Source organism: Metabacillus sp. Hm71, from assembly GCF_051842955.2.
Classification (GTDB): Bacteria; Bacillota; Bacilli; order Bacillales; family Bacillaceae; genus Metabacillus.
In genome coordinates, this window is record NZ_CM200278.1 from 3,699,337 (window position 1) to 3,721,755 (window position 22,419).

The 22,419-nt window shown below is 36.1% G+C and carries 27 protein-coding genes and 1 other RNA gene; 9 read left to right on the forward strand and 19 right to left on the reverse strand.

Features of this window, described 5'->3' with window-relative positions:
• Nucleotides 1-35 precede the first annotated feature (35 nt).
• The 7 genes from rnpB to ACSVDH_RS18260 form a co-directional block, all read right to left on the reverse strand.
• Nucleotides 36-427: RNase P RNA component class B (gene rnpB, locus ACSVDH_RS18230), an RNA gene on the reverse strand.
• Between the two features lie 121 nt (nt 428-548).
• The gene (gene gpsB, locus ACSVDH_RS18235; protein ID WP_299094319.1) at nt 549-848 is read right to left on the reverse strand and encodes a cell division regulator GpsB; all 300 of its coding nucleotides are present in this window, start codon (nt 846-848) and stop codon (nt 549-551) included.
• Between the two features lie 104 nt (nt 849-952).
• Entirely contained in the window at nt 953-1,513 is a 561-nt protein-coding gene (locus ACSVDH_RS18240; RefSeq protein WP_439251053.1) for an SLOG family protein, read from the reverse strand.
• A gap of 93 nt (nt 1,514-1,606) precedes the next feature.
• Entirely contained in the window at nt 1,607-1,897 is a 291-nt protein-coding gene (locus tag ACSVDH_RS18245; protein ID WP_299094322.1) for a CotD family spore coat protein, read from the reverse strand.
• A 298-nt stretch (nt 1,898-2,195) separates the two neighbouring features.
• A complete protein-coding gene (locus ACSVDH_RS18250) occupies nt 2,196-3,467 on the reverse strand; it encodes a ribonuclease H-like domain-containing protein (protein WP_439251050.1) in 1,272 nt (423 codons plus the stop codon).
• Nucleotides 3,451-5,742, reverse strand: coding sequence for a DEAD/DEAH box helicase (locus ACSVDH_RS18255; RefSeq protein ID WP_439251047.1), 2,292 nt, complete (start codon nt 5,740-5,742; stop codon nt 3,451-3,453). The genes ACSVDH_RS18250 and ACSVDH_RS18255 overlap by 17 nt, the downstream gene beginning before the upstream one ends.
• 117 nt (nt 5,743-5,859) lie before the next feature.
• Complete coding sequence (locus ACSVDH_RS18260; RefSeq protein WP_439251045.1) at nt 5,860-6,357, reverse strand: PTS sugar transporter subunit IIA; 498 nt, start codon at nt 6,355-6,357, stop codon at nt 5,860-5,862.
• A gap of 115 nt (nt 6,358-6,472) precedes the next feature.
• On the opposite strand from ACSVDH_RS18260, the gene ACSVDH_RS18265 reads away from it, so the two are divergent.
• Entirely contained in the window at nt 6,473-6,949 is a 477-nt protein-coding gene (locus ACSVDH_RS18265; protein ID WP_439251043.1) for an Hsp20/alpha crystallin family protein, read from the forward strand.
• Between the two features lie 142 nt (nt 6,950-7,091).
• On the opposite strand, the gene ACSVDH_RS18270 is transcribed toward ACSVDH_RS18265, so the two are convergent.
• Entirely contained in the window at nt 7,092-7,217 is a 126-nt protein-coding gene (locus ACSVDH_RS18270) for a hypothetical protein (RefSeq protein WP_439251041.1), read from the reverse strand.
• A 119-nt stretch (nt 7,218-7,336) separates the two neighbouring features.
• On the opposite strand from ACSVDH_RS18270, the gene ACSVDH_RS18275 reads away from it, so the two are divergent.
• The 4 genes from ACSVDH_RS18275 to ACSVDH_RS18290 are packed head-to-tail and all read left to right on the forward strand — an operon-like array spanning nt 7,337 to nt 8,181.
• Nucleotides 7,337-7,522, forward strand: coding sequence for a hypothetical protein (locus ACSVDH_RS18275; protein WP_299094333.1), 186 nt, complete (start codon nt 7,337-7,339; stop codon nt 7,520-7,522).
• A 5-nt stretch (nt 7,523-7,527) separates the two neighbouring features.
• Nucleotides 7,528-7,776 (forward strand): sporulation protein, encoded by a 249-nt coding sequence (locus ACSVDH_RS18280; protein WP_439251039.1) that lies wholly within the window; start codon nt 7,528-7,530, stop codon nt 7,774-7,776.
• 23 nt (nt 7,777-7,799) lie between these two features.
• Nucleotides 7,800-8,060 (forward strand): Acb2/Tad1 domain-containing protein, encoded by a 261-nt coding sequence (locus tag ACSVDH_RS18285; RefSeq protein WP_439251037.1) that lies wholly within the window; start codon nt 7,800-7,802, stop codon nt 8,058-8,060.
• Nucleotides 8,038-8,181: a hypothetical protein gene (locus ACSVDH_RS18290; RefSeq protein WP_439251035.1), complete on the forward strand. Its 144-nt coding sequence runs from the start codon at nt 8,038-8,040 to the stop codon at nt 8,179-8,181. Before ACSVDH_RS18285 ends, ACSVDH_RS18290 begins: the two co-directional genes overlap by 23 nt.
• A gap of 36 nt (nt 8,182-8,217) precedes the next feature.
• Here ACSVDH_RS18290 and ACSVDH_RS18295 read toward each other — a convergent pair whose 3' ends face one another.
• Nucleotides 8,218-8,679 carry a YppG family protein gene (locus ACSVDH_RS18295; RefSeq protein WP_439251033.1) on the reverse strand — a complete coding sequence of 154 codons (462 nt, stop codon included), beginning with the start codon at nt 8,677-8,679 and terminating at the stop codon, nt 8,218-8,220.
• A gap of 141 nt (nt 8,680-8,820) precedes the next feature.
• On the opposite strand from ACSVDH_RS18295, the gene ACSVDH_RS18300 reads away from it, so the two are divergent.
• Nucleotides 8,821-8,985, forward strand: a complete 165-nt coding sequence (locus tag ACSVDH_RS18300; protein WP_299094127.1) for a hypothetical protein — start codon at nt 8,821-8,823, stop codon at nt 8,983-8,985.
• Between the two features lie 124 nt (nt 8,986-9,109).
• Here the strand turns inward: ACSVDH_RS18300 and ACSVDH_RS18305 are convergent, their stop codons facing one another.
• The gene (locus ACSVDH_RS18305; protein ID WP_439251031.1) at nt 9,110-9,472 is read right to left on the reverse strand and encodes a DUF1798 family protein; all 363 of its coding nucleotides are present in this window, start codon (nt 9,470-9,472) and stop codon (nt 9,110-9,112) included.
• Nucleotides 9,473-9,526: 54 nt separating this feature from the next.
• Nucleotides 9,527-9,787, reverse strand: a complete 261-nt coding sequence (locus ACSVDH_RS18310) for a hypothetical protein (protein WP_439251029.1) — start codon at nt 9,785-9,787, stop codon at nt 9,527-9,529.
• Nucleotides 9,788-9,964: 177 nt separating this feature from the next.
• Between ACSVDH_RS18310 and ACSVDH_RS18315 the strand changes: the two genes are divergently transcribed.
• Nucleotides 9,965-10,063 carry an acid-soluble spore protein SspM gene (locus ACSVDH_RS18315; RefSeq protein ID WP_439251027.1) on the forward strand — a complete coding sequence of 33 codons (99 nt, stop codon included), beginning with the start codon at nt 9,965-9,967 and terminating at the stop codon, nt 10,061-10,063.
• 103 nt (nt 10,064-10,166) lie between these two features.
• On the opposite strand, the gene ACSVDH_RS18320 is transcribed toward ACSVDH_RS18315, so the two are convergent.
• Nucleotides 10,167-11,150 (reverse strand): DUF2515 domain-containing protein, encoded by a 984-nt coding sequence (locus tag ACSVDH_RS18320; protein WP_439251025.1) that lies wholly within the window; start codon nt 11,148-11,150, stop codon nt 10,167-10,169.
• 135 nt (nt 11,151-11,285) lie between these two features.
• Between ACSVDH_RS18320 and recU the strand changes: the two genes are divergently transcribed.
• Both recU and ACSVDH_RS18330 read left to right on the forward strand, forming a co-directional pair.
• Nucleotides 11,286-11,876, forward strand: coding sequence for a Holliday junction resolvase RecU (gene recU / locus ACSVDH_RS18325; protein WP_439251538.1), 591 nt, complete (start codon nt 11,286-11,288; stop codon nt 11,874-11,876).
• A 243-nt stretch (nt 11,877-12,119) separates the two neighbouring features.
• Complete coding sequence (locus ACSVDH_RS18330) at nt 12,120-14,816, forward strand: PBP1A family penicillin-binding protein (RefSeq protein WP_439251023.1); 2,697 nt, start codon at nt 12,120-12,122, stop codon at nt 14,814-14,816.
• A gap of 19 nt (nt 14,817-14,835) precedes the next feature.
• Here ACSVDH_RS18330 and ACSVDH_RS18335 read toward each other — a convergent pair whose 3' ends face one another.
• The 7 genes from ACSVDH_RS18335 to dinG form a co-directional block, all read right to left on the reverse strand.
• Nucleotides 14,836-15,402, reverse strand: coding sequence for a YpoC family protein (locus ACSVDH_RS18335; protein WP_439251021.1), 567 nt, complete (start codon nt 15,400-15,402; stop codon nt 14,836-14,838).
• Nucleotides 15,386-16,057: an endonuclease III gene (nth, locus tag ACSVDH_RS18340; protein ID WP_439251019.1), complete on the reverse strand. Its 672-nt coding sequence runs from the start codon at nt 16,055-16,057 to the stop codon at nt 15,386-15,388. Before nth ends, ACSVDH_RS18335 begins: the two co-directional genes overlap by 17 nt.
• Before the next feature lie 78 nt (nt 16,058-16,135).
• The gene (locus ACSVDH_RS18345) at nt 16,136-16,840 is read right to left on the reverse strand and encodes a DnaD domain-containing protein (RefSeq protein WP_299094136.1); all 705 of its coding nucleotides are present in this window, start codon (nt 16,838-16,840) and stop codon (nt 16,136-16,138) included.
• Between the two features lie 171 nt (nt 16,841-17,011).
• Entirely contained in the window at nt 17,012-18,304 is a 1,293-nt protein-coding gene (gene asnS / locus ACSVDH_RS18350; RefSeq protein WP_439251017.1) for an asparagine--tRNA ligase, read from the reverse strand.
• A 135-nt stretch (nt 18,305-18,439) separates the two neighbouring features.
• The gene (locus tag ACSVDH_RS18355) at nt 18,440-18,949 is read right to left on the reverse strand and encodes a cell wall elongation regulator TseB-like domain-containing protein (RefSeq protein ID WP_299094138.1); all 510 of its coding nucleotides are present in this window, start codon (nt 18,947-18,949) and stop codon (nt 18,440-18,442) included.
• Nucleotides 18,950-18,963: 14 nt separating this feature from the next.
• Nucleotides 18,964-19,134, reverse strand: coding sequence for a YpmA family protein (locus ACSVDH_RS18360; RefSeq protein ID WP_299094139.1), 171 nt, complete (start codon nt 19,132-19,134; stop codon nt 18,964-18,966).
• A gap of 345 nt (nt 19,135-19,479) precedes the next feature.
• On the reverse strand, nt 19,480-22,302 hold the full coding sequence (gene dinG, locus ACSVDH_RS18365; protein ID WP_439251014.1) for an ATP-dependent DNA helicase DinG, 3'-5' exoribonuclease type: 2,823 nt from the start codon (nt 22,300-22,302) through the stop codon (nt 19,480-19,482).
• Nucleotides 22,303-22,419: the final 117 nt, after the last annotated feature.

A 22,419-nucleotide genomic window follows, 5' to 3' on the forward strand; every position in this document is an offset into this window, starting at 1 on the left:
CCTAATAGCTTTTGTTTTCATACTGATTAATAACGTTCGATAAGCCATGTTTTGTTCCATCGTACTACAAACGGCATTGCCTCGTACTCAGGTGGTAATCATCTATCTACAAAAGCATGATGCTCCTGTCCTTCTCTTCGTTCATTTCCTTCAAGAAGGTGCCCCTACCATTATTTGGGTTTCTCGCTCGTGGGGTTTACCCCGTTCCACTCTTACAATTTCTTGTAAGACTTCGTCACTGTGGCACTTTCAAGGTAGTCAAGCCATATCCATAGGACTTAGGCTTTTTCCCTGCCGTCAGCTCAGAGAAGTTCCAAGCTGCCCTAGCTTATGAATTCGCTAGGCACGATCACTACGGGCATCTCAGCACCGTGCGAGCATGGACTTTCCTCTACAATCCTAAAGACTGCAGCGATTACCTGAACGTTATTAATGAAACAGCAACAATTATTATACATAATTTTTCTGTATAAAACAAGTGCAAAATTCACGATGTTAAAGCGAATCACATCACAGAAGGTTTTCGTATTCCCGCCTGTTAAATGGAATCAATCATAAAGCTTGCTGCCAAAAACATGCTTTTCTAAGTTCGATAACCGCTTCAAAATATCAAAATTTGTTGTGTTTGATTGCACAGGAGGCTGTTTTTTATATGTATCATCTAATTGTTTTTTTAATCGAAGATTTTCCTGTTGAAGGTCCTCAATTTCCTGATGGAAGGTTTCATAGTCTTTAATGATTAGATCTAGAAACTTATCAACTTCCTCTTGTTTATAGCCTCTAACACCCGTTTTAAATTCTCTTTCTAGAATTTCTTTAGCCGTTAATTTTATTTTATCTGAAAGCATATCTTTCACCTCTTATAGCGAAGTCATCAACCTATATTTTTTCAGAAAACTTGGTAATTGTCAATTTCAATTAATATGCATATTTCTTAATCATTTTACACCAATTACCAATTATCAACATTTTTCATCATTTCTTCTTCTACAATCATTTGCAAGTCATAAAATGTGATCAGTCCAATAAAAAATTTAGTCGACTCTTCTTTTTTTCTTGCTGTCTCCAATAAATATTTGGGTGAACCTTGCTTTTCTTCATCATAAACGAGTAATAGCCCTTCACTTTTCTTAATAAGAAACTCATTTTTTAGTTTTAGCTGTGTCGGACTGTCATACTCTCTTTTTGTAATGCTATCTACTAGATCAGCCTGTGACAAAATAAATTCATAGTATTCTCGATTTGCTTCACTCCAGCCGCTTTCTTGATTGAGAAAAGGAGTAAGAACCGCAAGTTTTACGTCAGGGTATTCTAACTGTAAATCTAATACCACTTCTGCAGCCCATAACTCAACACCTAGTTGTCCACTAATAATCACCCATTCAAGCCCTTCTTCAAAAAGTCCAATTAACGATTTTTCAATCGCTTTTTTTATATATTGAACAGCTTGATCATCATTTTTAAAGATTCCTAATTCAAACGATTTATATCCAGAAATTGTTAATACTTTCACAAATTATCACCTTATTAAGACTTAGACCTTCATCTATTATGCTTATATAAAAGATTGAAGGAGCTGTATCATCAGCTCCTAACAATCTGCCTTTTATCGACCAAACGGACCAGGACCGAAGCCAGGACCAAAACCTGGGCGTGGACGAGGACCCCCGAAGCCAAAACCTGGAGTCGGACCATATACATTAAAGTGTTGGTGTGTTGCTACGTTCTCAACAGATTGAGTTTGCGGGAAATAATGTTGATGCTTATAAAAATCATGGTTTACAATAGTTGTATGTTGTGGGTGGATATGTGGTACGATTGTTTCAGAAAAATTGTTTTGCACACAGCATTTAGTTGGGTGTACAATTGGTGCTAATACTTTAGGTCTGCAATGCATTTTCCATTCTCCTTTCACTCATTTGTCTTACACTTCTAGCCTATGATGAAAGGAGTATACATGTACTAATGCAAGTACCTATTTTATAGAAACGCATAGAAGCTATCTTTAAAGTTTGTAAAAATAAAAATCGTTAAAACGACAACAATGAAAAACAAGTATAAAATGCTTTTGTACATGTAATCTTCTCCCTTTAGTAGTCTGTACAGTCCCTTATTTTACATCGTTCAACAGAAATCTACAATCGTTTATTTTCGATTAGAAATAAATTCATCAATTCGTCATTTTTTTGACGAAATCACTCACTTTTTGCGCTTCCCCGGGCAATATTTTCGGAATATTTCCTCATCAATCTCATCTTTCTCTTTTGAAGTTCATCCAATTCTGAAGTAAGTGATGATTGCTCTTGAATAAGTTTTTTTATTGTCTTTTCAGCATGCTCACTATAGTAGAGAGCTTTCTCGATATTTTTTACTTTGTGCTCATAATATTTAGCCAACTCTATAGATGCTTTTTTTACAATTCCCTGATTAATTGATGTTGAAACAATATCTAACCACTTTTCCTTTGCCTTCTCCCAATCTTGTTGTCTTTTATAATGTAAGGCTAGGTTAAAGGTCGCTTCATCCCTATGATCTTCCCCTTTGTAAGCCAGTGATTGAAAAGCAGAAAACGCAGAGGTTTTATCACCAACATAATCTAACCACTTTGCAATTTCATAGTGTTCTACTGAACTAGCTGCTTGCTCTGTGTTTAGAAGCTTAATAGATAAATGGGTATATAATGTTATGAGGGATAAAACATCTATCTCATTATGCTTAAGTACCCCCATTATGATGTCTGGGTGCTGCTCTTTTACAAATTGGAAATACAGCATGGGAGCTAGAAAGCCTGGTATATCATTTTCCCTAATGATTTGTAGAATCTTTTCTTCTACATTAGCTAGTCTTACTGAATCAAGTTCATTTTTCCAAAGCCTTCTTGCTGCATGAAACAGGTCAAAATGACCAAAAGCAGGCAGACTCGGAACAGACTCACGTATTAACGTATGTCTTGTTTTCACCTGTGGCCAATCAAACGCCTTACCATTGTAAGTGACAAGTGTCTTGCTATTGATACCTGTAAGAAAGCTTTGGTATAAAGCAACTTCATTACCCGGTTTAGGTAATAAATGCTGCTTAATTACAACACGATCAGCCATAACCTGTGCCTGACCTAACAGAAAGATCGTGTTTCCTGCTCCCCCGCCGAGTCCTGTTGTTTCTGTATCAAAGAAAAACAAATCACTCGCCTGGTGGCCTTTGCATGACAACGGATGTGCAGATTCACTTTCATTCCACATGGATACGATGTTGTGAAACTCTCCAAGCTGATAAAGTCCATGCCGATAATCTAAAGGATAGGTCACTTCCCTTATTAAACAAGATTGGCCATCATAGGTAAATATCTCAGTTTGGTGCTCTTTCCATCCTTCAGCAACAGGATTAGCTTCTTCCTGTTTTGTATCGGGGGAATCTTCGTTTCTAATAACATGTTTTTTCATGCGATTCAATTTATTTTTTAACGACATTTTCCTCATCCTTTAATATCGTAAGAAGCTTGTATGTATCTTGTTTGATTGAATGTGAAATGCTATCAGTTCCAATACATGAAGGACAGCCATCATGACATGGACATGTTTCAAGTAGGTGGATCGCTTCTGAAAGAACTGCATTCATTGTTTCATAAAGCTTCTTAGCCAAACCGACCCCGCCTGGATAGCGGTCATACAAAAAAATAGTTGGTTTATCATTGTGAATGGCTTTTATTTGTGCTACTACGTGAAGATCAGACGGATCGCACATCACCTTTAATGGGGCAACATGCTGAAGAACATGTGCTGCAGCTATTAATGATTCTTCTAGTCGCTTCTCAGATATACCTTCTTTCACTTCTGAATGTAAGCTTATCCATGCAGCATTTGTATGAAGCTCTTCCTCAGGAAGGTGAATCGGACCTGAACCAATATTTTCATGTGTATCAAACTTGATCTTCTTAAAAATTGTTGCCATCGCCTGTACAGTAACATCTCCAAACCCAAGCTCTACTTTTTCTTTTGACTGAAGTAAATCTTCTTCCAGGACTTTAAGCTGAACAGCTAAGTTTGCATCTGTAAAATAATCCACATCTACTTCCCTTACAAAGGCTTTTTTCTCTTCCCAATCAAGCTTTTCAACCTGAAATTGAACACCCTGATGTAAATAGATTGCTTCATCATGTAACAATGTCATCGCACTAAAACGGTCCATTTCACCGATCACCTTGACATTTGCGATATCAGATTGATCAATAATAATAACATTTTCCTGGGAGGCAGATCGCAGGCTGATGTTATGTGCAGGAAAGGAATCATTCATCCAGTGATAGGTGTTTTCATTATAGTATAACACCCGTTCCTCTGCTAAAAATTGTAAAATATCATCCAATTCTAGTCCGTCAAAGGTATCGCCATCTTTAAAAGGAAGCTCAAAGGCTGCACATTTCAAGTGATCAACTAGAACAACGAGATTATCTGGATTAATAATGGCTGTTTCAGGGTTTTGCTTAAAGAAATAGCTTGGATTTTGAATAATATATTGATCCAGCGGACTTGAGCTTGCCACCATAATGATGACAGCCTCGCCTTGCCTTCTTCCAGCCCTTCCCGCCTGCTGCCATGCACTAGCAATAGTTCCAGGATAACCGGTCATAATACATACCTGCAATTGTCCGATATCAACGCCAAGCTCAAGTGCATTTGTGCTCACGACACCTAGCACTTCCCCATTTCTAAGCCCCTTTTCAATCTCTCTTCTTTGTTTTGGTAAATATCCTCCACGATAACCGCGAATCGTTTTTTGCTTAATTTCATTTTTAATTAGCTCTTGTAGGTAAGTTAAAATAATTTCAACCCGTACACGACTCCGTGCAAACACAATCGTCTGGATCTTATTTTTTAGAAAATGTCCGGCCAGTTTTCTAACCTCTAAGGTAGCACTTTTCCTAATATTTAATGGCTTATTGACAATTGGGGGATTATAAAAAATAAAATGCTTTTTACTTGATGGTGCTCCGCTTTTTGAAATTAACTTCATTGAAGCACCAGTTAATGTCTCTGCCAATTCTTTAGGGTTCGCAATCGTGGCTGATGTACAAATGAATTGCGGATTACTTCCATAAAATCGGCAAATTCGTTTTAGCCTTCTTATGACATTCGCAACATGACTGCCAAATATTCCCCGATATGTATGAAGTTCATCAATTACGATATATTTAATATTTTCAAAAAGCGATACCCATTTTGTGTGATGGGGTAAAATAGCAGAATGCAGCATATCGGGATTTGTAATTACAATATGTCCTGCTTTTCGCACCTTTTGACGAATGGCAGGCGAAGTATCTCCATCATATGTATAAGAATTTACCTCAACGCCCATTTCTTGAATGATTTCATTCAGTTCTGATTTTTGATCCTGTGCCAGCGCTTTTGTCGGAAACAGATATAATGCCCGACTTGTTTCATCCTTTAAAATTTCCTGTAAAACAGGCAAATTATAACATAACGTTTTACCCGATGCTGTCGGCGTAACTGCAACAACATTTAAGCCGTTTAAGGTATATTGATAGGCCTCTTGTTGATGTGTGTATAATTCTAAAATGCCTCTTTTCTCTAAAGCATTTTTCAGCCGAATATCTAAACCCTCAGGCAAGTGCACGGTTTCTGCCGCCTTAGGAGGAATTGTATGCCAATGAACAATTTGTTCACTGAATTCTTTCTCATTCTTTAAATTTTGCAGGAGAGCTGATAATGATTTCCGAAAATCCATGTTTTCACCTCAAAACACTTTCCACAACTGTGGTCTAATACATTTATTTTATCGAATAAACGTTCGTAAATAAATAAAAAGCAGAAAAATTTTCTGCTTTTTTAAAGAAACGAGAATTTATTTAACTTTAACATCAAGGATATTTGATGTACCTTTTGTAACATTACCAGTTGAAGCTTTGGTTAAATTTTCGATAATATCAGAATTTGTAATTATGATTGGGGTGATCGTACTTGCTGCCTTTTCTCTGATTAATTCTAAATCAGCGGTAATTAACGGATCTCCCACCTTTACTTTCTGGCCTTCTTTTACATGAACTTCAAAGCCTTCTCCATTCATACTAACTGTTTCAAGTCCGATATGTATAAGCAGCTCCATCCCTGTTTGTGAACGAAGACCGATTGCATGCTTTGTGTGGAAAACTTGGATAACTTGTCCTTCAATCGGTGCAACAACAATACCTTCCGTTGGTTCAATCGCCATTCCTTCACCCATTAACTTCTGAGAAAATACAGGATCTGGTACCTCTTCAATATTGATTAATTTTCCGGTTAATGGTGCAAATATCGTTTCTTTTGTTTGTTTTTCTTTTTTCCCAAATAATGATTTTAACATAATCATGCTCCTTTTCTTTAATAAATTCTTTAACAGCATGTACCTCTTATTTACATAAACCATTTTTTCAGGTTCTTCATATAATATTCTGAAAAACCGTGTAAGGAGGGGCACAATGAGCAAAAAAGATGATTTGGTTCCTAAAAACAATGAGCAACCAAACAATCAGCTTGATTTCTTCCAAATTGTCGAGCAATTTTTTCGATCTGAACCAATTAAGCAATTTATGAATGAATTCGATACATTATTAACTGATTCATTTCCCTTTCACCATATCAATATAAACACCTATGAAACAGACGAAGCCTATGTAGTTGATTTACAAATACCGCCTGTAAAAAAAGAACAGGTAAATCTTGAACTTTTTGATCAATATTTAACAATAACGATCACAAACCGTGAAGAAATCAACGAATTTAACGAATATTCATCTACATTTAGATCTTATACTTCTCAAGGAAGCATATCAAGGACAATCCTGCTGCCATACCCAGTTAAAGAAAATGAAATTAAAACATCCTTTAAAGAGGGTTCCTTAAAAGTTTCCATTCCAAAGAAGTCCAAAAAGATTTTAATTGATGATGAATTCTAAAAAAATAATATATCATAACAATTGATATATGAAAAGTGGCTGTCTCAAAAGGATTTGGCTCCTATAACAAACACAAATATATATGATTATTGATCCTATATATTTTGTTCGAGGAGTCTGACCTTTTGTTTGAGACAGCCACTTAACTATTTTTATGGGATTTGCTTCCATACTTTGGGTTTTCTTCTGGTGTCGGATCTTTGGCTAAATCCTTTGCTGATAATGTTGCTTTGTTGTTTCGATTTTTCCGTCGTTCCATCTTGCCCATATTATCACCTCTTCTTTATCATTTCTCCGCTAAAGAAATCTATTACCGAAAAAAAATCCAAATTTTGTCGCGAGAAAAATAATTCATGCATCAAACAATAAACATGGAGGTGAAATTTTATGGACTATCCAAAAACTAACTTACCTGATTTTAAAGAATTAAATGACCGAATAATTGCTGAACCGTCGCCTTCCCCATCTCTTGCTATTAAAACAAATCTTGACAGTGATGATATTACAAAAGAAAACCCTTATTCAACAGACAGCCGTTCTTCATCTGAATTTAAAAACTTTTTTAAGGAATGATTTCTATGGATTATACTTTAGGTTATCTCAGAGAATCGATATCAAATTATGACGAAAACTCTGTAGCCAAGAGAATTAGCGAAAAGTTAGAAAAGGGAAATTTCAAAACAGAGAGAGATTTTGTCTTGACACTTAATGAAGATGAAATCCAATTTTTAAATGATGTGTTACCAAATGAAATTAAATATGCGTTTAACGAGCAAGACTTTATTAGAGGCAATCAATTAAATGAGGTTTATGAGTTATTACTTTAAAGACTATCTAGGAGTTGGAGATCATGAATCGAAACAGTAATCACTATATCAATATTAAGTTCCAGACAGGCGCCATTGACAGAGAAGGGGTTAATGGCTGTCAAGTTGAAGATGTTATAAGTGTATTAATTGAAAAACTAAAATCGCATCAAAACGGCGAATTTGCTTGTCCTGAGAATTCAATAGCTATTTCAAATTTACAATCTGCAAACTATGCTCTTCGAGTACGTAAGGAACGTTTGGAGGAAGATCATAATCGCCATGAACATCAAGAAACCTTTTAGTACGAAAAAATATTCAAATACAGATGTTGAAGAAGTCAAACGTTTAAATGCTCAATCAGGGTTATCCTACAATGAAGTCAAACAACTATTAGCAGAAAAATATAGAAAAGAGCGGAAGTGAGTCCTTCTCATTTTGCTCTTTTCTTTGTAATCAACTTTATGATTTAAACATTGAAGTAACACCTTTGAAAAGTCCGCCAACCTGATTTACGGCACTCATCATTTGCCCTGCAGTATCCATCATCTTATTAATATCTAATTGACCATCAGATTTTTTAAATTGAGATATGACGGTTTGAAATCCTGAAGGCTGCTTTATATAAGGTACTGGCTTAGGATATGGAGTTGGATATGGCGAATTCATAAACTGTCCATTTATTGTATTTGTATGATTCCCCCCATACATTGGTGGAAAAGGATTTTGATATGATTGCGAGTATTGTTGAAAATAATGTTGTTGATACGGATCATGAAATTGTTGTTGAAGCATGGCTGTGTTCATATGTTGATTACTTTGAAAATCAGCTGCCTGTTGCTCAAAAAAAGCCGGAAATGGTTGAAAATAACCCGATTGTCTTTTTTGAAATCTTCTTCCTTGATAAGGATAATACTGATACATGTAACTTCCTCCTCCGCATATCGACTCATAGCTGTTATTACTATATGAAGAAAATGCCCAGAAGGTGAAGCAAAAAATACATACATGATTATTGGGATATTTGCTCATATTAGAAGGGAAACACAATAAGGGGGTTTTAATATGGCAAGAGGCAAACATTTTAACCATAAAGAAAGAGGACACGAGCCAACCATTCCAAAACATGGCGGCGAGATTGCTGCCAAAAATACAGAACATATGGCATATGAAATTGAACCAGTTGCGAGTGAAGAAACCGGTCCGATTAGTTTAAAAGCTGAAAAATAATATGATTAGGGGCTGTTTTTAAATGGTTTGAAGCCTCAGAAAAACACCAATATATAGATGTTATGGTGGCTATGTTACTATATACTAGTGTTTTGGGGTGTTTGACCCACAGCCCCTCTAGTTTTCAACAATTAGTTTGTTCCTCAGTCTGGATGCTCCTTAGAATATACTCTACTGAGTTATACAAATTATGAAATCTCTGATTATTTATATCCTTATAATACGACTGTAAAATAATTTGTTCGATATGTTCAATAGTTGATTCAATCTGTGTAAGATGAATATATTTTGGTTTTTTTTCCTTTACCCAAGCTTCAGCAAAAGACTGCCATTGTTTCGCCTTGTCCATTCCTAGCTCAAATGCAGGCTTTACCTTCCTAAAAAAATACTCTTCGGTTTTTTCAGGCTTTTTCTCAAAGCCTTCAAACCTTTGTTTACAGTCATTTATAAGCTGCAGAAGCTCATTTGAAAGCATTAATAAATTCAACACAACTTCACCTCTGCATTTATCATATCAAATCTGACGACATATACGAAAACATTATATATTGGGGGCGGCAATAGAAAAGCAGGAAGCATGAGCACGATACGTATCATTCTTTTGTTTTGTTTCCTGCTGTATGTCTAAACAGGAAATGATTTCAGTTAAATGCTGATCAATCTGGGAAGCATCCTCCATTAATTTTCGTTCCATTTTTTCGGTTGATACCTTCTCCTTCATTGCTTCCTCAAGTACAAAAAGCTCATGTTCTAATTCAGCTAACTTCCCTTCAATAACACTCTTTTCAATGATATTTTTCATCGTTCTCCCTCCTCTTACGCTACTAATTCGCTGTAAAAAAACAACCACCTTCTTGCTTGACAAAACTAGTTTTTATTCGTCAAAGAAAGTAGAAAAAGGCATTCTTCGACATCCATGTTCGACTTGAATGGAAACAATTACATTAGTAAAGACTACTTAACAGGAGGTGCGTAAACGATGGCTAAAAAACCAAAAGGTAAACAACAAGCTGCTGAAGAAAAAACAAGCAGTACTGGCGATAAAAAACTCGATGGACCTAATCGTCCTTCAACTTAAATAATATTTGAAATTCAATAGTTACACAAAAAAATAAGGGGCTCTAAAAAAAGGGGCTGTCCACTATAATTTGAGGACAGTTCCCTTCAAAACAACAGCCTCCTTATCCATTTCTCCAATATTCTTGTAACAAGGATAATAAATGCAGTTGACCTTGTTTATGTTTAAACCACTCCGTTAATTCATAGTTTTTTGGTATCTTTCTCACTTTAAACCACTTTTTTGTTGATTGTCCATGAAACCAATCCTGCTTTGAAACGTCTATAGTATGTGAAACCTCTGGATAAGCTGTTCGTAATAAGGGAGTTTCTCTTTTCCTTTTTTCGGGAAAGAATTGTTCATAATCAAACCTTGAGCCTGTATGTGGAACCGATTTTGAAAAAGCTAAAAAGGAATGATACAAACCAGCATCGAAAAGAAGCCATGCCAAACGCTTCCCAAGCTCAATCCGATTTGTTAATTGGTCAAAATTTGTAACAGAAAAACCAAACAGCTTGCCATTCAAGGTCGGAAAAACAACTGTACTAAAATGCAGAAAATTTTGGATCCGATAAGGAATAGTTTTAAACACTAGACGCTTATATAGAGCATTGTTTATCACTGGAGACTGGATGACATTCTGCTCATTAATAATAAGAGCAACCATTAATCGCTCGGTATTGCGGTTCAACCAAAACTCTTTCCATTCATGAACCATAAATTGCGACACATCGAAATGCTCAAGTAAATCAAATAATGGCTCTTTTACCCTTTTCGACCATTGATATAAAAGAAGCTGTGGAAATGCATCTTGAAAAATAGTCCAATTAGCACATTCATATGTCATAAAAAGTAAGGATCTCTCTTCCATGCTTAAAGCTTTTCTGAACCATTTCCCTTGTAGATCTGTCATACTCCAGCCAGCATTTCTTGAAACCAAACTTGCGAGAAATGCCCATTTAATTTCAGGATGATGCCGATAAAAATCTTCATATGCTTTTGTTCGGGAGATATTGTCGTAATTTTTGATTCTTGTCGTATGATCTATAGATGTAATGATTTCTTGTTTACATAAAAGCTTTTGTTCATTCGCTTTGTTTTTAATCATTGTATCCACCCCATACCAATTATCGTCTCCTAAATAATTGGTATGTACACTTAACAAAATTGAAACTTTTTTATCATTCCTTTCTTGAGATTTTTGGTATGATAAGTAGTAGTTTATTTTAGGAGGTTAACTATGATTTTTCGTTATCCAAACGGAAAGCCTTATGAACCAAAGGAACAAATTAAACCGAAAAAGCAGCAAGACATCACCTATAGCAATCGAGGAATGACGCTTGAAGAGGATTTAAATGAGACAAATACTTATTATCTTGAAAATAAATTAGCAGTCATACATAAAAAGCCGACACCGGTTCAGATTGTTCATGTAGATTATCCAAGAAGAAGTGCAGCCGTCATTAAAGAGGCTTATTTTAAACAAAGTTCCACAACTGATTACAATGGAGTTTACCGGGGAAAATATATTGATTTTGAAGCAAAGGAAACAAAAAACAAAACTTCTTTTCCTTTGCAAAATTTTCATGCCCATCAAATTGATCATATGAAAAATGTTGTGGATCAAGGTGGAATAAGCTTTGTAATTTTATCAGCATTCGATACATGTTATTATCTTGAGGCACGACATCTTTTTACCTTTTGGAATCGCCAGGAATCTGGTGGCAGGAAGTCTATTTCCTTAAATGAACTTAATGAATATGGCCATAAAATCGCATTAGGATACCAACCTAGGATTGACTATCTTAAGATTATCGATAAACTATACTTTTAAGGTAGTATCAAAAATGCAAGCACCCAAAGAGATAAGACGTTCATGAATAAAAAGTATAGATACTTTTTATCCATGAGCGCCTTAACCCTTATGGTGCTTGGCGCTTGCAGTCAAGATACATCGCATCTGACTGTATCGTTGCAAGCTTGTGCCCATAGCTAGGCAATAATTAACCTAGCTCATAAATGCAAACTTATAATAACGCTTTTTCATGAAAGCCTATTATGAAAGGTTGGTAGTAAAATGTCAGAACAATATAAGAGTCGTGAAGAACGTAGAAAACTTCAGACTCAAAAAACGGAAAAGAAAAAAAAGAATAAAATTCATAAATCTGCACCGCTTTGGAAAAAAATCTTATTAAGCTTGCTTGCCATTGGTATTGTCGGAATGGTAGCTGGCGGGATAACATTTGCAGCAATCGTTGCTGGTGCACCTAAATTAGATGACAAAAAGCTGAAGGATTCATTCTCATCCATAATATACGATATGAATGGAAATGAAATAACAGAATTCGGTCAGGTGAAACGGACGTACGTTCCGTATGATGATATACCGAAAGTCCTTGAAGAGGCAGTACTTGCAACAGAGGATGCCCGTTTTTATGAGCATAACGGAATCGATATCATTCGTTTAGGTGGTGCTCTTGTCGCTAATGTTCAAGAAGGTTTTGGTGCTGAGGGTGCTAGTACGATTACTCAGCAGGTTATTAAAAATTCACTATTAACAACAGATAAAACCATTTCACGAAAGGTCCAGGAAATCTGGTTAGCCTTTCAATTAGAGCAAAAATACTCTAAACAAGAAATTTTAGAAATGTACTTAAACAAAATCTATTTTCCTGGAAACATATATGGAGTGGCACAAGCTGCAGAATCCTTCTATGGAAAAGAGCTAAGTGAGCTCGAGCTTCATGAGGCTGCGATGATTGCAGGAATGCCTCAAAGCCCGAATAATTATAACCCAAGAACAAATCCGGAAAATGCTGAAAAAAGACGCAATATCGTTTTAAGTTTAATGGCACAGCATGGATTTATAACAGAGGCGGAAGCTGATGAAGCAAAAAAAATCCCGGTTCAATCAACGGTTATTGAACCAACTGAAAAAGCAAACTCATACCATGCATTTGTTGAAGAAGTCATTGAAGAAGTTAAAGAAAAAACAGACATTGATGCCGGGTCAGCGGGGTTAAAAATTTATACAACCTTAGATCCTAAAGCACAAGAAACTGTCGAAGATGTCTTAAACGGCGACAGCATCGATTTTCCGGACGATAAGATGCAGGCCGGCATTACCTTACTTGATACAAAAACAGGTGAAATCCGTGCGATTGGCGGCGGTCGCAATCAGCCGGTTGGCGGATACAATTATGCAACAGATACTAGACGCCAGCCAGGTTCAACCATTAAACCGGTCTTAGATTACGGTCCGGCAATTGAACATTTACAATGGTCAACGTCTGAACCAATTGTTGACGAACCATATACGTATAGTGATGGAACAACTATAAATAACTGGGATAGAAAGTATAAAGGACAAATGTCTATCCGTGATGCATTAGCTGATTCAAGAAACATCCCTGCATTAAAAGCATTACAAGCTGTTGGATTAGAAAAAGCTCAAGAGTTTGCGCAAGGATTAGGCATTCCGCTTCCCGAAATTTACGAACCTTATGCTATTGGCGGATTTTCACATGGGGTCTCTCCGCTTCAAATGGCTGGAGCATTTAGCGCCTTTGGAAATAATGGGATTTTTATTGAACCACATGCGGTTAAGAAAATTGTCTTAAGTGATGGTACTGAAATTGACCTTGCCCCAGAGCCTAAAGAAGCTATGAGCGATTATACAGCTTTCATGGTTACGGATATGATGAAATCAGTCGTTGAGTATGGTACTGGTAAATCCGTTCAGATACCGGGTGTTAATATCGCTGGAAAAACTGGCACAACGAACTTTTCTACAGAAGATAAAGAAAAATATGATGTCCCTTCTGGTGCGTCAAAGGATGCCTGGTTTGTCGGCTACAATCCGAATTATACGGCAGCTGTTTGGACTGGATATAATATTTCAAAGGACAGTGAAAAGGTTTATTTAACATCAGAAGATCAAAGACTTGCAAGAGCAATGTTTAAAGAAGTATTTTCTGAAATCGCTGGCGATGACACATCAGACTTTAAACAGCCAGACAGTGTCGTGAAAAAATACATTGAAAAAGGCTCGAAGGAACCCGTTTTAGCTAGTGAATATACACCATCTAATATGGTTACAGAAGAGTACTTTGTAAAAGGTACTGAACCTACAAAGGAATCTAAGAAATATGTAAAAGTAAAACCTGATAAACCATCAAGCTTATCAGTCAACTATGATCAAGTCACAAATTCGATCAGCCTAAACTGGGGCTATGATGAAGGTGCATTAGAGAATGTTTCTTTTGAGGTCAGCCAATCCGTGGATGGCGGGCAATACCAAGTTGTTAGTACTTCGAAAAATATGGGTTATGCAATAGCTGATGTCACACCTGGAGCTACTTATTCCTTTAGGGTTGTAGCAGTAAGTGATGAAGACAATAGTAATCGCAGTGGCACGGCTTCAACGAAAATTCAAGTCCCTAAAGCTGAAAATGACGTTCCAGTGCTTCCTGATGAAGAAGAAAATCAATCTGATGAGGGCAGCGAAAATGAGAACGAGAATGGCAACGGGAACAGCAATGAAAACGAAAACGGTTCTAGCAACGGGAATAACGAAGAGAATGGTAATAACAACGGAAATGGCAACGGGAATGGCAACGGGAATGGTAATGACAACGGAAATACCGAAAATAATGACGGCACTCAAACTGAGGATGGCCAAAATAATGATGGTACTGAAACACAACCGCCTGTAGATGTAGAGATTCCCTTGGACATTAACGGAACAAACGAGGAAGAAGAACAAGAAAATTAAATAATAAACACAAAAAGGATCACTCTATTGGAGTGATCCTTTTTGAATGATTAAAACGTTTTATGGCTAATGATTTAGAGAACATTTTTTCAAATTCACTAAATAATTGCTGAAGCTGGATAAACGAATGATACCCAAAAGGTTTATTGATAATAAAGGATAAACGCTCCTCACAATTTGCAGGTTTTAACGGCAGCTGTGAGATCATCATCTCAGCAGGCAATAAACTAGACACAGGCTTGTGATTTGCCCAATATAGACTAATGACAAATAATGAAATGGAGTGAATCATATTTTCCTCTTTCTGTAACCCTTTCTCTCGGTTAGTAAATGCTTTATGAAGAGAGGTCATTATTTTCGTCCATTGCTTCATTACAGTTGGAATTGTGCGTTCAGGATTCATCCATGGCGTTTCATTTAATTCTTCCCCTAATACATGCAGCATATCAAAATAGAAGGGTTCTTTTTTCAAGATCTCCTCAAAATCTATCCCATTATAGTTAGAAAACAGACCGTCCTCTTTAAAAAATGGTGAGCAAAGAAAAGATTTCGGAACCAAATATTCATTTCTATTGTTCTTTTGCATGTAAAGCCTTTCCTTTTTTCATCCGTTTTTGTCCTTCACGGCATAGATGTAAAAGCGGACAGACTTCACATTTAGGCGATTGTGCCTTGCAATGGTAGCGACCAAAAAAAATCATGCGATGATGCGTATCTGACCACTCTTCCTGAGGGATCTTTCGCATTAAGGTTTTTTCTACCTCAAGAACAGAATCCTTCCACCGGCAAATACCTAGACGCTTGCTTACTCTTTCCACATGGGTATCTACTGCTATCGCTGGGACACCGAAGGCAACTGATACAACTACATTAGCTGTTTTTCGGCCAACACCAGCAAGCTTTGTTAATTCCTCATGTTCACGAGGAACTTCCCCATTGTATTTTTCAAGTAGTGTTTCACAAAGTCTTCGAATATTTTTTGCCTTATTTCGGTACAATCCAATCGATTTAATGTCCTCTTGTAATTCCTCTAAGGAAACAGCTAAATAATCCTCTGGCTTTTTATATTTTTCAAAAAGATTTTTCGTTACTTTATTCACTAATGCATCTGTACACTGTGCTGATAGCGCAACCGCAATTACAAGCTCAAAAGGGTTTTCATGTACCAGTTCACAATGTGCATCCGGGAACATTGCTTGAAATGTATTTAAGCATTCGCGAATTTGGGCTTTTGTTAACATTTCTTACACCTTCTTTTACATCAATTACGACTATAATTTTATATTTGTCTGTTAATTTCCGATTTCTATAGCGAATGGCTAGCTCTCTAACCAATTATAAAATGGAACTTTTCGTTGGTAATCTTCATTGCTTATTTGTTTATTTGCACTATTTCCTTGATGTTGACGGAATTTTTTCGCATGGTTCCGCGCTTGATCAATCGTCCGTATTCCATTCTTTTTCCATTCAAATAAGATCCGATCAATATACCGAAAATTCAATTTACCGGACATAACAGCTTCGCGCAAAGCTGCTTTTATAATCACCGGATCGTAATCATCTTGATCAATCCAGATCGCTAATGTTTCACATTCAAATGGTGATAATGGTCGTCCAAACTCATTCTCAAAAATGGTATAAAGACTTTGATCCTCTTGCTGGGTAAGTTCCTGCTCCTGTTTACTTTTTTCCTGTTCCATATACGTATACAATTTATCCCATAGCGGTTTTAAGGAGTAATTCTCAAAGAGGATTGTATTCTCTTCACATTCCTCTATCGTTAAAAAACCTCTCTGAATTAAGCTTCTTAATATGGAAGTACAAGCTGAAGTAGGGATTGACATATGACTGGAAAGCTCTGTCGGGGTTGGAAAATGATTGCCATTTTGTTTAAATTTCTTTACCTGTAAGATCATCATTAACTCTTCTTCATTTAATCCTAATTTTGCATAATAATCAAATAAAATAACGGGTATTGATACACTCCCCGTTTCTTGTAGAGATATAAACTGCTCCTTGTTCATCAAACACACCTCATCTCAAGTATAACATGCCCGTTACAAACATTGTATACATTCATACTCGGTTGTTTTTGCCAATCATTAAATGATGGATAAATAATAAAAAACGACTCTTGAAAAGCTTTTAAAAGCGATTAAGAGTCTGTTTTTTACTGTCTGCATATTTGTCTATCTTTACGGATAAAGTCGGTTTAATAAACGTGGGAATGGAATTGTCTCCCTAACATGTTCGACTCCGCTGATCCATGCTACCGTTCGTTCAAGGCCTAGTCCAAAGCCAGAGTGTGGAACAGATCCATACTGACGCAGTTCAACATACCATTTATAGGCTTCAGGATCCAATTTATGCTCATCTAAACGTTGCTTTAACAATGCGGTATCATGAATACGTTCTGAGCCACCTATGATTTCCCCATAACCTTCAGGTGCAATTAAATCAGCACATAATACAACATCTTCACGATTTGGATCCGGCTGCATATAAAACGGTTTTAAGCTTGTTGGATAATGGGTAATAAATACCGGCTTTTCATAAGCCTCTGCAATCGCCGTTTCATGCGGTGCACCAAAATCATCGCCCCATGTAATGTCTGAAAATCCTTTTTTATGAAGAAATTCAAGCGCTTCATCATAAGTAATTCTCGGATAAGGAGCCGTAATTTTTTCTAGTTTAGAGGTATCTCTTCCTAGTGTATTAAGTTCCAGGGAACAGTTTTTTAGGACGTTTTGGACAATATAGGATACATAATCTTCTTGAACCTTTAAATTATCCTCAAACTCATAAAAAGCCATTTCAGGCTCAATCATCCAGAATTCAATTAAATGACGTCGTGTTTTTGATTTTTCTGCTCTAAAGGTAGGTCCAAACGAAAAAACCTTTCCTAACGCCATTGCTGCTGCTTCCATATAAAGCTGTCCGCTTTGTGATAAATAGGCATCTTCATCAAAATATTTCGTATGAAATAGCTCTGATGTCCCTTCAGGAGCACTTCCGGTTAAGATAGGCGGATCAACTTTTACAAAGCCCTCTTTATTAAAGAACTCATAGGTTGCCCTGATGATTTCATTTCTTATCTTCATTACGGCATGCTGACGTTTGGAACGTAGCCATAAATGACGATGATCCATTAAAAATTCGGTTCCATGCTCTTTCGGAGTGATTGGATAATCAACAGATTCAGCAATTACCTGAATGTTTGTTACACCAAGTTCATAGCCAAAAGGTGAACGTTCATCCTCTCTGACAATACCTGTCACATAAATTGATGTTTCTTGTGTAATGGATTTAGCCAGCTTGAACATGTCTTCAGCTACCTCTGCTTTGACAACAACACCTTGAATAAATCCCGTACCATCACGTAATTGTAAAAATGCAATTTTTCCACTTGAGCGTTTATTTGCAAGCCAAGCGCCAATTATCACTTCTTTTCCAACATATTTTCCTACTTCAGCTATTGTTGTTTTCACGAAAATTCCCTCCAAAAAAGCTCCGATGACTTATCATTTATTCCAATCTTCAGGGTAAAAACCCAGAAATCTCACTTTATGTATTAACAACACTTATTATACTTATTTTTATTTGGAGTAGCAACGGTTCGAACATTACGATTGGGCGGTATTCTTAATTGCCATATGCTTTACAATCTCACCATCATAAAAGTTTACCAAATCAAAAGTATATCGATTTGACTCATCTACGTATTTAACTTCCCATATCGGTATGCCTTCATCCATACCTAATTTTACATCAATAATTTTAACGGGGTTATACTCTTTTTGCACGGTTGTAATTGCTTGTTTTTTCGTGATTCCACTTGATTGCTTTTTAACAATAACCTGCTGATCTTTTTCAGATTGCATAACCCAAGCATAAACTTTATCACCGTTGCTATTTTCCCCTGTCATAACATGGAATTTTTGCTGTCCATAATAGGTTTCGATTGTTCCGACTGAAGACAGCTTTCCTTTCTCTAATGCAAGTGCTTTTGATTGTTCATGACCGCTGGCATATTGTTCCCTTGCCGTATTATATGTTGTTGAAAAAACCAAAATCCCTATAATAAACAAGATACTGACTGTTATGATTAACGTCGTGATTGTTTTTTTCTTCATCTATTGCATCTTCCTTATGTACGATAAATTGTAAAAACACACTTATTTTTATCTTCCTGCTCAAGTGCTAAACCGAACATTAAATCTTCTCGTTTTAGCGTCCGATTTAACAAGTCGACTATTTTATACAAGTCATCCGAATGATTTACTGTCACAGTAGATAAAATTTCTATTTTACTTTCCATGTCATTTTCCTCCTTAGTAAAACAAATATTGTAACTTATATGTCCCATTCCTCTGGACAAAATAAGCTTACAACAACCTTTAACTTGTTGTACCGATTCGTTATAACAATGTATACCAATTAGCTGATAATAAATTTTCTCCTAACTCACACCAATTTGGACTGATTTTATGCTAAAAAAGCATGAAATCAGTCTATTTTTCACTTTATCCCATCTTAACAGGCCAGTAAAAACCACTTTCTTATGTTTTAACTAAAAAATGTAGGGGAGTTAACTGTCTGTAAAGATCCGATAAGTTTCGCTAACCTACAGTGCGGATAAAATACATCCACACTGTAGGTAGTCTCACTTTATCCATTTTTCAATTGAATGTGTTAGTAAATGCATTGGTTTTACTTCTACTTCCAGCTCTGGTAATGATTTAAGAAAATCTTTGCCATAATTAGTTGAGACGATCCTGTTATCTAAGACAAACAATATCCCGCGGTCTCCTTCATTTCGAATAAGACGGCCAAAGCCTTGTTTAAATCGTAAAATCGCCTCTGGAAGAGAATAATGATAAAAGGCATTTTTGCCTTCTCCCTCATATTTCAGACATTTAGCTGCAACAATTGGTTCGTCAGGAGATGCAAATGGTAGACGAACAATCATAAGGGCTGTTAGTTCTTCACCAGGAAAATCAACACCTTCCCAAAAACTGTTTGTCCCCAACAAAATCGCTTTTTCAAATTGCCGGAAGTTCTTTGTTAACCTTAAACGACTACCGCTTCCCGTCCCCTGCCCTAAAATGATAAAATCATCTAGTGTTTCATCTTCTTTTAACAATTGATACGTTTTTTTCAACATTTCATATGAGGTGAATAAGACAAGAATTTTTCCGTCAGTTATTTGAGCAACACTGCCTATGTTCGCTGCTAACGCCTCTGCATACTCCTCAACAGAAACATCATTTACAAATGGCATATCACTCGGAACAAACAGCTTTACCTGATCCTTGTAACGGAAAGGTGCATTTAGCTGCAATTGTTTCGGATAAAAATCTGTTAATCCGACAGCTTCCATCACGTAAGAAAAGGATTTGTTTACTGATAAGGTTGCAGAAGTTAAAATAGCACTTTGCTTATTGGCAAAAAATTCATCTGCCAAAAACTCTGATACATCAAGCGGCTGTGCATATATGGAAACAGCATTTTTTGCACCTTTTGAATCAATTTCAAACCAAGTAACAAATGCTTCATTTTTGGAAAAAAACAATAAACCAAGATATTCCTTATATTCTTTAAATAATGATATCACTTGTTTAAACTCTTCAATAACGATTTTATTTTTTATTGAAAGCTTATCTTCGTTTACTTTATCCAAAACCTTTAAGGATTTTTCCATCAAGTTAATTAAATCATTCATCAAAAACTTCACTCGGTTTGCAAGCTCTACAATGGAAGCCCATTTTCGATTATTTTCTTTTCCCACATCATATTTGTATGAGGCTCGATTTAATTGAGAATCTTTTTTGCGTGTTAACACATAGGAATGTATCGCAGAAAAAAACTGGTGGCATTCCTCTTGTAAATGTAAAAGACATGGATCCATTTCCTGTATTTCTTGATGTGTTTGAATACCAGCATCTTTTAATACATCCGTAAAGCTCCTAATAAGCCCTTTTGTTGGAAATAAACCTAAGCGGGAGATGACACTGTGGACATCCAAATACGACAATCTAATTCCTAGCTGTTCTGTAGCAACCCTTTGAAAATGATGTGCTTCATCAATAATCACCTCATGATATTTTGGCAAGATCTTTGCTTCACGTTTTAAATCTGATAATAGTAAAGCGTGATTTGTAATAATAAGATTTGCATTTAAAGCCTTCTGCTTTGCCCGCTGATAATAGCAATATGAAAAGAATGGGTTGCTTTTAAAAGACGAGGCATCAACTTGAAGCTGCTTCCATAAAACCTTCCCACCAGAAGGAATATTAAGCTCATCGACATCCCCGGTATCTGTTTCCGTCAACCAGAGAAGAAGCTGTGCTTTTGTTAACACAAAATCATAGTTATCTTCTTGATCTTTTAAAGATTGTTCAAATTTTTGCAAGCATAAATAATGACGCTGTCCTTTTAAAATAGCTGTTTCAAAGTTGAAAGGTAAGATCCTTTCAAGAAAAGGAATCGTACGCTCGATTATTTGTGTTTGCAGAGTTGTTGTATATGTACTAATAATTATTGGTCTTTGCTCATTTTTTGAATAAATGATTGCTGGTACAAGGTATGCAATGGTTTTTCCGCTTCCGGTCGCTGCTTCAAATAATCCATGTTGATGAGTTTGTAATGCTTTACCTATTTCCTTCATCATGGTTAATTGTTCTTTACGGTTCTGATAGGTTGGAAAAATACTCTTTACCCTACCATTTTTATCTTCAAAAAGTTCAAGTATCTCTTCTTCTTTCACGTTCTTTTCTATGGATCCATCTGTTTGCTTATCATCATTTAATTGCAGCTTCTTTATAGCTAATGTTCGAATGAACTGTAGGTCATTCTTTGTTTGCTGCTTTAAATTTACTAATTTATTTGCGATAATCTCCTCTAGGATATCCTCAATATCACTAATAAAGGATCTCGAAAGTTTTGAAAGCTGCTGCAGCGTTATGACAGGCAAAGCCTCGAATTTTTCAAGGATTTGCAATAAAAGTAAAGCCGTAACCTCTGCATCACTGTCAGCTCGATGCGGAGATTCGTGAAGCATATTAAATTCTTCACTTAAATCTGTTAACTTATAGCTTTTTTCTGTTGGAAATGTGACTCTTGCCAATTCAACCGTATCAAGAATAGGGCCAGTAAACTGGAATCCGCAGCTTTTGAGCTCTTCTTGTAAGAAAGATAAATCGAAGTAAACATTATGTGCAACAAAATAAGCATCATTTAGCAACGATATTAACTCTTCAGCAATGTCCTCAAAAGAAGGTGCATCCTGTACCATTTCGTTTGTAATTCCTGTTAATTGCTCAATGAATAACGGAATTTCTTGTAATGGATTTACAAAGCTCATATATCTATCAACAATTTGCCCGTTCTCTATGACAACAGCGGCAATTTGAATGATCTTATCTCCTTTTTTAGGAGCATTTCCCGTTGTTTCTAGGTCAATTACAACATATCGTTGCTCTTTCATCTGTTACACCTCTACTATAAAAAACGCAAGCTTGTTTCTGTTAGTGTTTGAAAAAATTCGAAAAGCTAGACTTAAATTCAGCTTCTTTTTAGATGTATACTATTGTATTATTTTTTT